The following is a 12,259-nucleotide window of genomic DNA, read 5'->3' on the forward strand; positions in this document are numbered from 1 at the left end:
TCTCTTTTTTTTTCTTCCTGCAATAAAACAAGAAACAAGGGAAATTACAAAGAGAATAACAAATAATGAATGTAAAGTAAAATTCAATGAACCTATATGAAAAATAATCTTGTTCATAAGAATATACAGCCTCCTTTCTATCAGTCATTTTTGCTTATTCATAAATTTGCTGAAATTCTGCATATTTGATAGATACTCTAGTAAAAAGAATAAACATATTAACTGCCATGCATAGAAGTAAATGCATTTTCAGAAAACAGATAGTTTATCAATTTTTCTTTGAATTATATAAAAATTATATAGAATCTTATTCAACAAATTATCTCACAATTTTAATTGTTAACTTTATAAAATAAATTTCACCATATCAATCATTCCCCTTTCATTTTTCATCATAATTTTATCATATTGCAATTTATTTTGTAAACACTACCACGCGAAATGTCGAGGAATGGAAAACATACTATTCTATGCTGAAATTTAAAAATATTGAGAGAAGTTCATTTAAAAATTCAACGGAGTTAAATATACTCCGTTGAATTTCGTTATTCTTTATGTTCTTTTTACTTGATATTAATAAATTGTTTATTTCTTAACATCGAAATTTCTTCCTTATATGGAGGTTTTTTTTCAATATAAGGAGTTTCTAAGATAATAGGTATGTTTTCCAATAAAGGGTGATGGGCAATCTGACAGAGCTTTTCAAAGCCTATGGCACCATGTCCTAAGTTTTCATGGCGATCTTTACGAGCACCGCAACTGTTTTTAGAATCGTTTAAATGGATCACCTTTAAATATTTTAAACCGATGATATCATCAAACATTTTTAATATATGATCAAAATCACTTAAATCATAACCAGCATCATGAATATGACAGGTATCTAAGCATACTCCTATCTTGCTAGAATGTACACCATCGATCATTTCTTTAATTTCTTCAAACGAACGTCCACATTCACTTCCCTTGCCAGCCATTGTTTCTAAGCATAACGTACATTGTTGCGTATCGTCAAGAGCTTCATTCAATCCTTGAATGATACTTTGAATACCAATATCACTTCCTGCATTTACATGACTTCCCGGATGTAAGATCAAATATGGTGAACCAATCGCATCTGTACGTATGATTTCATTTTTTAAAAGTTCTATACTATTGGCAAAGGTTTGCGGATTGAGCGTATTTGCCAGATTGATCAGATAAGGAGCATGCACCACGACATGATCCATTGAAAGATGATTTTCCTTTAATAGAGCTTTCGCTTCATCGATCTTTAATTTTTCAATAGGAACCCTTCGGCCATTTTGGGGCGGTCCAGTATAGATCATACAGGCATTCGCTCCATAGCTAAGCATTTCTTGAATGCTTCCTAAAACATAATGAGGCGATGACATCGATACATGAGAACCAAGAATCATTCTTCACTACCTCTTTTTTGAATCTGTAAAGCAATCGCTCTTTCTTTCTTTTGTTTTCTGATGTCCTCTTGAATCATGGCTCGTTTTGCCTTGCGCTTCAGTTTTTCAACTTCCTGCTTACGTTTTTTCTTATATCCGGGTTTTACTACTTTCTTCTTGCGATGAACGATCATGCTGACTTTTTTATCAAGCTCCGTTTGCTTACGCTCTTTAGGCTGATTTTTATCTTTTAAAGTGATCCATTGACCATCTTTGATATTCATATACTGAAAATGAATACCTTTATTCGTCAGCTGACGGATGGCAGGTTCATCTTCTTTTTTATAAAGAGAGTAACATACACCGCTCATTCCTGCTCTTCCACATCTTCCGGCACGATGAATATAGAAGTCGATTTCACTTGGAAATCCTAATGAGATAACATGGGAAATCCCTTTAATATCAATACCTCTGGCAGCGATATCACTGGCAACGATATAAGTCTTATCCAGGTTCATAAGATTTTTCATGGCATTCTTACGAGCTCGAGAAGGCATATCACCATGAAGCTCAATTAAATCATAGCCATGATCACGCATTTCCTGAGCCACCTTGGCAGCTTCACTTCGTGTATTCGCAAAAATAAGACATACATATGGTTTAAATCCCTTTAATACTTCTAAAAGTTTCTCATGATATTCCTGATGCTTACATGGAATGCAGATATGATCAATTTTTGGGGCGCTGATATGCGTATCATTTTCGATTTTTACAGTAACAGGATTATGCATATATTTCTTTAAAAATAACTGCAAAGCCTGAGGTACCGTAGCACTGAATGAAAGCATCTGCAAGTCTTTACGCATTTTAGATGCAAAAGCATCAATATCCTCAAGGAAGCCAAATTCAAGTGTCATATCTGCTTCATCAATGACCAGAAGCGAAGCCTTTTCAATACGAAGTGTTTTTTCTTCCAGGAAAAGATCTTTGATTCTTCCAGGAGTACCGATCACTACATGTGGCTGTACCTTTAATGTACTGTTTTGTTTATTTTTATCAATCCCGCCACTGATCAGACGTACCCGGCAGCCTTCTAATGCATCAGAAAGATCAGCAGCACGCATATATAGCTGCAAAGCCAACTCACGAGTAGGCGCCGTAATGACCACCTGAACTTCGTTTTTAGAAGGATCGATTCTTTCGATGATCGGAATTAGAAAAGCATGAGTCTTTCCGGTTCCGGTATCACTGATGCCGATGACGTCCTTTCCTTTGCATACCAGAGGAATGACTTTCTGCTGGATGGGGGTTGGAGCTATGAATCCGTTATGTTCGATAAAATCTTTAGTTGTTTGTTTAAATGTATAATCTGAAAATTTACTCATAACTTTTCTCCTTTTTATCGTTTCTAATTATAACATAATTTGTCAAGATATGATATGATGATGACGAGGTGAAATCATGGAAGTAATTACGCTTACCCCAAGAGGCTACTGCAAAGGTGTTGTAAATGCAATCGAAACTGCGAAAAGAACTAGAAAACAGCATCCCAATGAACCCATTACGATTTTAGGTATGCTGGTTCATAATCGTTTTGTCGTAGAAGCTCTTCAAAAATATCAAATCAAAAGTGTAGATACTGCTGGAAAGACACGTTATGAGCTTTTAGATGAAATAAATGAAGGATTTGTCATCTTTACAGCTCATGGTGTTAGTGATCGTGTTCGTGAAAAAGCAAATGCCAAAGGATTAAAGATCATTGATGCAACATGTGAATATGTTTCCTTTATTCATTCTTTGATCAAAGATAAATTAAGCGAAGGATATACCATTGGTTACATTGGAAAAAAGAATCATCCTGAAAGTGAAGCAGTGCTTGAAATCAGTGATAAAGTTCATCTGATTGAAACTGAAGCCGATTTAATATTCAATGATGAAAAACTTTTTTTCACGAACCAGACGACCCTTTCATCCTATCAGACGGCAGCCCTTTATGAAACGATTGTTAAAAAGTATCCTAATGCAGTTATCAGCAATGAAATCTGCAATGCTACCCGATGCCGTCAGCAGGCAGTCATGGAGCTTGAAAAAGTAGATGCTTTGGTCGTTGTCGGTGATCCTAAAAGCCACAACACTCAAAAGCTTGCTCAATTAGCTCAACAAAAAGCAGCACATGTCTTTTGTGTTGAAAATCTAGATGATTTATTAAAAGAAGATCTGCATTCATTTCAAAAAGTAGCTGTTACAAGTGGTGCTTCAACACCTACTAAAATTACTCAGCAGATCATCCATTATTTACAAACAAAAGAAATCATTCCTTTGAAAACAGAAGATATCATTTAAAGGGGCTGTAACGAGAAATGATTGATTTCTCGATTATTAAAAAGTCCTAAATATCAAAAAAAGAACCGTAATATTTGGATAAAATCTCCTCATATTACGGTCTTTTTGGTATAATTGTTTGTGTACCAATACCTAGTTAATTGTAACGCAATTCAGCCATCTTTGCAATTCCCTTTGAGTTTTGTTTATGAAGATTCTATCGCTAAAGATGATATCTCCAGAACAGTGAAAGAAGTCGTAGAAGGAGTGAATATTTTAAAGTATGTCGATTTCTCTCATCGCAACTCTTATGGATATGATGGTATGAAAATGCTTGAATGTGTTTTGCTCGCTTTCGCTTTGAAAGGCTATGCCTCTGTGCGCGAGCTTGAAGATTTATGTAAGTATGATATCCGTTTCCAGTTCATCATGAACGGACAGACACCTTCCCATATGGCTTTTCATCGTTTTATCCACGATGATCTTCTTATGCCTGTTGAGGATCTGTTCGTCGAATTCAATAAATATTTTGAATCTCATGATGATATTGATACGGATGTTTTATATATTGATGGAACAAAATTTGAAGCCAACGCTAATAAAATGACTTTTGTCTGGATGAAGGCAACCAGGAAATTCAGAGAAAAGCGCTGGAAGAAGATCATGAAGAGAATCATATCTTTTAATATCTATTGTAAGAATGAATCTATTCCTGTGCAGCTGTCCGTATTGAAAGAATTCTCTTTTGAATATATTTGTGAAATTACCAAAACGATTGAGAAGATCATGAATCAGAAAAATATAGAACTAAAAAGCGGCAAGGGGCAGCGCAAGCATCCTCTTCAAAGATTCAAAGAAGAATTTGAGGAAGATGCCGAGAAGATTTTAAAATATGCCGTATATTATACGATTGCGGACGGACGAAACAGCTTTTCTAAAACAGATCATGATGCCACATTTATGCATATGAAATATGATTACTACAATCATACCAATGTGTTCAAGCCTGGATATAATGTACAGATGGGAAGCAGTGAAGGATATATCCGCCATATCTATGTATCGAGTGATGCCAATGATGTCAACACATATATTCCTTTTATGGAAGGATATCATATGGCCTACGGGAAATATCCATGCAAGACACCCGCTGACGCTGGATATGGAAGTTTTGAAAATTATTCATACTGTAAGGAACATGAGATCGATCTGTATATGAAGTACAGCACATTAAGAAAACAGCAGGAGGAGCTGAATGATAAGAATCGGTTTAAAAGTTATCGGATGCAGCCTGATGAAAATGGACAGATCCTGTGTCCTGAAGGGAAGGAATTTACTTTAGAAAAAGAAACCATAGATACAGCAGGACAATACAGAAAGAAACTTAAACATTACAGGAATGAACATTGCGCAGATTGTCCATTCCGATCAAAATGCACCAAATCAAAACAGGGACGAACGCTAACGATCAATGAAGAACTCATAGAATATCAGAATGAGGTACTGACTAATCTTTCTAGCGATGAAGGGAAAGAATTGATGAAACAGCGAAGCATACAGGCAGAAGGAATTTTCGGTCAGATCAAGCAGGACAATAATTATGCAAGACTATGCCGTCGAGGCAATCCCGGGGTAAAATTAGAACTTCTACTGGTATCCATGGGCCATAATTTACGCAGATATCATACACGGAAAAAGCAGAATGAGCATAAACTGATGGCTTAAGACGAAAAACAGATCAAAAAAAATACGAAAAAACAAAGAGTTGTTTTTAGTGCGCCCAAAAAACCTCTCAAAAATCAAAATAGTCAGGGAAAATAATGAAACTGGACTACAAATACGAAAAAAGAGCTATAACGCTCTCAGTAATCTTAAAAAGTTACTTATTCGTTACAGCCCCTTCCTTTGAATCATTTTGAGAAGCTGGGTAAGCTCATCCATTTGTTTCTGATCATGTATATTCTGAAGGATTTCTTGAATTTTTTGTTTACGAAACTGCCAATATTCTTTAAAAACAGATCCCTGTAAATACTTTCCAAAAATATAATCTTCTTCGCTATAATCATCATGTCCATGCTGAACAACTAATATTGTATAAAAATGTCCTTCATGAATGATTCTTTCATCTGTGATCTTCATATCATGAGCAATGAGCCATTTTCTCAGATCATAGACATCACCATTAATTTGCAGGATAAAAGACTTAAACTGACTTAAATCACGATCTTCAAGAATTGCTTTGAGTGTTTCAAAGCCCATGCCGCTAATAACACATACATCAGCATCTTGAGGTACTTTTTCCAGTCCATTTGAAAGCACAGGAAAAACACGATCTTCACAATTCATGTCACGAATCGTTTTCTTCGCATTTTCTAATGGACCTTGAGCAATATCACAGGCATAACATTTTATAGCTTTGCCGTGAAGAACCGCTAAGGTACTTAAATAGGCATGATCACAGCCAATATCTGCGACAATGCTGCCTTCTGGTATCAGCTTTTCTATTTCCCGAATTCTTTTTGAGATTCTCATTGAGCTTTATCAACAAAATCCTTTAAACGTTTAGAACGTGTAGGATGTTTTAACTTACGCAAAGCTTTTGCTTCGATCTGACGAATACGTTCACGGGTCACATTAAATTCTCGTCCCACTTCTTCCAGTGTTCTCGTACGGCCGTCATAAAGACCGAAACGAAGACGCAGAACCTTTTCCTCACGATCGGTCAAACCCTGCAGCACAAGATTAATTTCATCCTTTAAAAGCTGATTGTTGGCATATTCATCAGGAGACATCGCATTTTCATCCTCAAGGAAGTCACCTAAATGAGAATCATCCTCTTCACCGATAGGTGTTTCAAGAGATACCGGTTCAAGAGCGATCTTTTGAATTTCACGAACTTTTTCTGGTGTGATACCTTCCATTTTTTCAGCAATTTCTTCAGCTGTAGGATCTCTTCCCAGATCTTGTACTAACTGACGCTGAATACGAGTTAATTTATTGATCGTTTCAACCATATGTACAGGAATACGGATCGTTCTAGCCTGATCGGCAATCGCACGGGTGATTGCCTGACGAATCCACCATGTCGCATAAGTTGAAAATTTAAAACCCTTTGTATAGTCAAACTTTTCAACAGCCTTAACAAGTCCCATATTTCCTTCCTGGATCAAATCAAGGAAAAGCATACCACGACCAACATATTTCTTGGCAATGCTAACTACTAAACGAAGGTTTGCGGCAATCAGGATCTTTTTAGCTTCCTCATCGCCTTCCTGAATACGACGAGCTATTTCTGGTTCATCTTCCGGATTTAAAAGATCCACACGTCCGATTTCCTTTAAATACATTTTGACAGGATCATTGATCTTAGCTTGAGAAGAATTCGCAAAAGACTGTTCAAGAGATTCAATATCACTCGCTAATGTATCATCCTCATCAAAATCATCATCAAGATCTAAATCATCAAAATCACCAATATCATCAGTTTCATCAAGAACGATTGACGGATCGTTCAAATTTATATCTTCATCATCAGAAACTTCGATGTCATTTTTAGTCAGCCAGTCGAATAGTTCATCTGTATCTTCATCACTCAGATCTAAATGTTCTGTTGCACTGGCAATATCTTTCTGATATAAAACCTGATCTTTTTGATACTTTTCTAAAAGATCTTCTTTAATTTCATCCAAGGTCTTCAAACTTTTGATTTCTTTTATTTTTTCTTGCTTCATAATTTCTCCTAACTGACTTTATGCTAACCGCTTTTTCTACGCAATTCTATAATCTCATTTATCAGTCTGGCCTTATCTAATGGATTAGACATTTTTTTGGCCAGATCTGACATTTCTTTAATTTTAGCTTCAATGCATTTATCATGAATTTTTCGAATAGCATCTTTTAGAACCTCTAGATTAAAAGATTTAGGTGCCAGTTCCCATTCACACAAATCGACCAGTAGTTTTTTGACTTCCTCCTCTTTGATCTGGTTCAACAGATCTGCAGCCTGGATCGTATCTGAAAGACGATATTCATTGATCAGATACAAGGCTAGCTGATTGCAAACAGGATGAATCAGAAAACCAAGATCATTTTTAAATACATTGACCGCCTGACGTGAAAGAAGCATTTGACCTAAAATTTCATATTCAGCCGCTTCTCCATATCTAAATTGAATATTTTTAGATATTTCTCGCAAAACAGGTTTTTTCTTAACAGCTCTTTGACTCATATCGAAGCCTGTTATCTCATAAAGCTTCTTTAAATAGTTTTCTCTTAAAAAAACTTCTTTGACCCGTTCAATTTCAATGCTCATCTCTTTGGCATATTCCACTTTTTGAGAATAATTCTCTAAGTGATATTTACTTTGCAGATATCCAAAACAGAAATCAATCCAGGAAATTGTCTTATAAGATAAAGATTTTAATTCATCAATACCATATTTCTCAATAATTTCATCAGGATCAAGTCCTGTCTTGTTATCTACTACTTCAAATACAAGTGAACTTTCACTTGCCATCTTGCCAAATTTATAGATCGCATTGATACCTGCAGCATCACCGTCGTAACAAACATCCACTTTAACATGCATTTGTTTCAACAGTTTCAGCTGCTCCTTGGTGCAGGCTGTACCAAGAGTTGCCACCACATCTTCAATACCTGCCTTATAAAAGGCAATCGTATCCATGGCTCCTTCTACTAAAAGTACCCGTTGTGTCTTTTTGCAAGCATCAATGGCACGATGATAATTGAAAAGAACATTTCCCTTCACATAACATGGCGTCTCTGTCGTATTGATATACTTCGCTTCATCACTTTCATTAAATCTTCTTGCAGTAAAAGCAATCGGATTTCCATAGCGGTCATGGATAGGAATGGTGATCCTTGATGAAAAGACATCATGGATTCCCTGACTGGTCAAACGTACAAGATTGGCTTCAATCATCTCTTCATCTTTAAATTTTTTCGCTTTCAAATAATGATAAAGCGCATCTTCATTAGGATTGTAGCCAATTTCAAACTTTTTAATCAAATCATCATGAATTTGCCGTTTATGCAAATAATCCAGGACGTCATTATGACCTCCAGATAAAAGCATGTAGTGCGTATAATCGATAAACGCCTGATTCAGCTTATAATAAGGTGCCAGATGAGTATTGACAGGATTCGAAACAATTTCTATATCACCAACATCAATATTACAGATCTTAGCAACCTCAACGACACTTTCAGCAAAAGATATATTTTCATAGCGTGATACAAAGTTAAAGACATTACCTCCTGCTCCACATGCAAAACACTTAAAAATCTGTTTATCCTGTGAAACGCTCATCGAAGGGTCATGATCATCATGAAAAGGACACATCCCTACATAACTTTTTCCCTTGCGTGAAAGAGGGATGTATTTTGAGATGACCTCAACAATATCGCTGTGAGAACGGATCTCATTGATTTTGTCTTCACTTAATCTAGCCATTAGCCTTCCTTTCTAAAATGCGATTTTTGAAGAAATATATTCATTTAAATCTTCGATTTTGATTCTTACCTGTTCCATGGAATCACGATCACGTACAGTTACACAGCCATCATTTTCACTATCAAAATCAGGTGTGATACAGAAAGGTGTACCAATTGCATCTGCTCTGCGATAACGTTTACCGATACTTCCTGCATCATCAAAATCAACTGAAAAGTCAACACATAACTGCTCAAAAAGCTGCATTGCAAGATCATTTTGCTTTTTGCTCAGCGGTGTGATACAAGCTTTGACTGGTGCTAGAGCCGGATGCAGATGCATGACGATACGAGTATCTTTTTCATTGATGACTTCTTCATCATAAGCATCGGCAAATACGCTTAGGAATACTCTTTCAACACCTACTGCCGGTTCAATACAATAAGGTACATATTTTTCATGTGTCATTGGATCCATATATTCTAAATTTTCTTTTGAATGTTCCATATGACGTTTTAAATCATAATCGGTACGATCCGCAATGCCCCATAGTTCACCCCATCCAAATGGGAATTTATATTCAATATCACAGGTCGCTACTGAATAGAAAGAAAGTTCTTCTTTCGCATGGTCACGGAAACGCAGATTTTCAGGTTTGATACCATAGTGTGTTAAAAAATCCATGCATGTCTGTTTCCAGTAGTCATACCACTTAAGATCTTCACCCGGCTGACAGAAAAATTCCATTTCCATCTGTTCGAATTCACGTGTTCTAAATATAAAATTTCCAGGTGTAATTTCATTTCTAAAAGATTTACCTACCTGACAAATACCAAAAGGCAGTTTTTTACGCATCGTTCTTTGTACATTTTTAAAGTTTACGAACATTCCCTGTGCGGTTTCCGGACGTAAATAAATCGTGCTCTTTGCATCCTCCAGCGTTCCCTGAAATGTTTTAAACATCAAATTAAACTGACGAATATCTGTGAAATCATGAGCTCCACAGTTTGGACAGCCAATATGGTTATCCTTGATATACTGCATCATTTGCTCATTGCTCCATCCTTCTGGATTTACTTGTCCATTAGAAAATTCTTCAATCAGATGATCAGCACGATGACGTGTCTTACACACTTTACAGTCCATCAAAGGATCTGAAAAGCCTTGTAAATGTCCCGTTGCTTCCCATACTTTTGGATTCATTAAAATAGCGCTTTGAATACCCACATTGTAGGGTGATGTCTGGACGAATCTTCTCCACCAAGCCGTTTTAATATTGTTTTTTAATTCTACCCCTAACGGTCCGAAATCCCATGTGTTGCTTAAACCACCGTATATCTCGGAACCCTGATATACAAATCCTGAATTTTTCGCATGATTGACGATTTTTTCAAAACTAAAATCACCCATATGTTATGCCTCCTAAATTTCGATTGTGCAAACAAACTCATCCTATTTTATAACACAAAAACCACTTGATTGTCAAATTAAGCAAGTGGCTGTAAAACTTCTAAAAATGAATGGCTGCGAATCGTGATTTCTCCATAGCGATGCAAAAGCTCAACAAGATAACTCACAGACTCATAAGAAAGCGAAGAAGCCTCTTCTAAAGCAGGATAGTTTTCAAGTGAAGCATGTACAACATAACGCAAATTCTTTAGCTCATCCACACTTAAATGATGGTGACGCATCTTATCAAAACAATGCACGCAGACAAATCCACCATCCGGAATCGATAAAGCACATAATCCTTTTGACGAAGAACAAAGCACACACTCATCTACAACAAGCGAAACACCGCTTGAATGCATTACTTGACATAAAAGCAGTGCATAGATACAGTATGGGTTAATACAACGATTTAATATTTCAATATACTGAATCGCTTCATCAAAAGTTATATCGATCTTATTCATGATCTCAAGAAAACATGAATAAATACTTTTACGTATCAAATCATTTTCAATATTTAAAAAACGTTTCACCATTTCTGCGTTTTTTAATAACAATACTTTAGAATTATTTTTATCAATCGTATGAAACAGACTATAACATCCTATTTCTGTATAATTACGATTTTTCGAATGCGTCTTTAAGACACCCTTCGCCTTCATGCTCACTTTTCCAGAAGGTGTCAGTACATTCATGATTACATCATGATCATGAATGATCGTATTACTTAAAACAATTCCTTTAAAATCACTCATCCAGCTCACCAATTCCAAACTGATGAATCTTGCTCTCCTTGTTGCGCCAGTTCTCTTCTACACGCACATATAATTCTAATTCAACTCTTTTACCAAGAATAAAACGTAATTCCTTTTGAGCATCTAAACGTATGGAAGCAATCATTTTTCCCTGCTTACCGATCAATATTCCCTTCTGGCTTGCACGTTCAACGATAACTAATGCTTGAATATAAACTTTATTTTCACTTTCCTCTTTATTTTCGATAACAACAGCTACCGAATGAGGAATTTCTTCCTGTGTCCGATAAATGATTTTTTCACGAATTAATTCACTGATCAAAAAATTCTGATCATGATCACAAACCGTTTCACTGTCAAAATACATAGGCCCTTCTGAAAGATATTTCTTTGTCGTTGTAATCAATTCATCAACATTACGTCTTTCAAGTGCACTTAATGGAAATATTTCTTTAAAATCAGCACGTTTTTGCCACTGTAAAATTAACTGCATGACTTTATCACGTGATAAAAGATCTGCTTTATTTAAAATAAGAAAGATGTTCTCAGATTTTCCTTTGATTTGATTGAGCACAAATTCTTCACCATGTCCAAAAGGCACCGAAGCATCCACCATATAATAAATGACATCGACATCCTGTAAAGAGGCATATGCACTTTTATTCAGTGTACGTCCTAATTCATGATGCGGTTTATGTATTCCTGGCGTGTCAATAAAGATCATCTGTGAATCATGATCGCTTAAGATACCCTGAATATTATTACGCGTAGTCTGCGGTTTACTTGAGATAATAGCCAGTTTTTGGTTCATGATACTATTTAACAGGGTACTTTTACCGGCATTCGGTCTGCCTACGATCGCAATAAATCCGCTCTTCATC

Annotated in this window: 10 protein-coding genes; 2 read left to right on the forward strand and 8 right to left on the reverse strand. The window is 36.0% G+C overall.

Annotated features, from left to right (window positions below; all coding sequences use genetic code 11):
- Nucleotides 1–563 precede the first annotated feature (563 nt).
- Both BQ5367_RS12330 and BQ5367_RS12335 read right to left on the reverse strand, forming a co-directional pair.
- Nucleotides 564–1,418, reverse strand: a complete 855-nt coding sequence (locus BQ5367_RS12330) for a deoxyribonuclease IV (RefSeq protein WP_071442753.1) — start codon at nucleotides 1,416–1,418, stop codon at nucleotides 564–566.
- Nucleotides 1,415–2,782, reverse strand: coding sequence for a DEAD/DEAH box helicase (locus tag BQ5367_RS12335; RefSeq protein ID WP_071442754.1), 1,368 nt, complete (start codon nucleotides 2,780–2,782; stop codon nucleotides 1,415–1,417). The genes BQ5367_RS12330 and BQ5367_RS12335 overlap by 4 nt, the downstream gene beginning before the upstream one ends.
- A gap of 76 nt (nucleotides 2,783–2,858) precedes the next feature.
- On the opposite strand from BQ5367_RS12335, the gene ispH reads away from it, so the two are divergent.
- Together ispH and BQ5367_RS12345 are read left to right on the forward strand one after the other, a co-directional pair.
- Nucleotides 2,859–3,740 carry a 4-hydroxy-3-methylbut-2-enyl diphosphate reductase gene (ispH, locus tag BQ5367_RS12340; RefSeq protein ID WP_071442755.1) on the forward strand — a complete coding sequence of 294 codons (882 nt, stop codon included), beginning with the start codon at nucleotides 2,859–2,861 and terminating at the stop codon, nucleotides 3,738–3,740.
- 174 nt (nucleotides 3,741–3,914) lie between these two features.
- Complete coding sequence (locus tag BQ5367_RS12345; RefSeq protein ID WP_083383155.1) at nucleotides 3,915–5,444, forward strand: transposase; 1,530 nt, start codon at nucleotides 3,915–3,917, stop codon at nucleotides 5,442–5,444.
- Nucleotides 5,445–5,609: 165 nt separating this feature from the next.
- On the opposite strand, the gene BQ5367_RS12350 is transcribed toward BQ5367_RS12345, so the two are convergent.
- The 6 genes from BQ5367_RS12350 to era all read right to left on the reverse strand — a co-directional run bounded on the left by BQ5367_RS12350 (nucleotide 5,610) and on the right by era (nucleotide 12,258).
- On the reverse strand, nucleotides 5,610–6,251 hold the full coding sequence (locus BQ5367_RS12350; protein ID WP_071442756.1) for a tRNA (adenine(22)-N(1))-methyltransferase: 642 nt from the start codon (nucleotides 6,249–6,251) through the stop codon (nucleotides 5,610–5,612).
- Nucleotides 6,248–7,450, reverse strand: a complete 1,203-nt coding sequence (rpoD, locus tag BQ5367_RS12355) for an RNA polymerase sigma factor RpoD (RefSeq protein WP_071442757.1) — start codon at nucleotides 7,448–7,450, stop codon at nucleotides 6,248–6,250. Before rpoD ends, BQ5367_RS12350 begins: the two co-directional genes overlap by 4 nt.
- A 23-nt stretch (nucleotides 7,451–7,473) precedes the next feature.
- Entirely contained in the window at nucleotides 7,474–9,192 is a 1,719-nt protein-coding gene (gene dnaG / locus BQ5367_RS12360; RefSeq protein WP_071442758.1) for a DNA primase, read from the reverse strand.
- Nucleotides 9,193–9,204: 12 nt separating this feature from the next.
- Nucleotides 9,205–10,581 (reverse strand): glycine--tRNA ligase, encoded by a 1,377-nt coding sequence (locus BQ5367_RS12365; protein WP_071442759.1) that lies wholly within the window; start codon nucleotides 10,579–10,581, stop codon nucleotides 9,205–9,207.
- Nucleotides 10,582–10,658: 77 nt separating this feature from the next.
- The gene (gene recO / locus BQ5367_RS12370; RefSeq protein ID WP_071442760.1) at nucleotides 10,659–11,378 is read right to left on the reverse strand and encodes a DNA repair protein RecO; all 720 of its coding nucleotides are present in this window, start codon (nucleotides 11,376–11,378) and stop codon (nucleotides 10,659–10,661) included.
- Complete coding sequence (gene era / locus BQ5367_RS12375) at nucleotides 11,371–12,258, reverse strand: GTPase Era (protein ID WP_071442761.1); 888 nt, start codon at nucleotides 12,256–12,258, stop codon at nucleotides 11,371–11,373. Before era ends, recO begins: the two co-directional genes overlap by 8 nt.
- Nucleotide 12,259: the final 1 nt, after the last annotated feature.

The organism is Traorella massiliensis, assembly GCF_900104665.1.
Taxonomy (GTDB): domain Bacteria; phylum Bacillota_I; class Bacilli_A; order Erysipelotrichales; family Erysipelotrichaceae; genus Traorella; species Traorella massiliensis.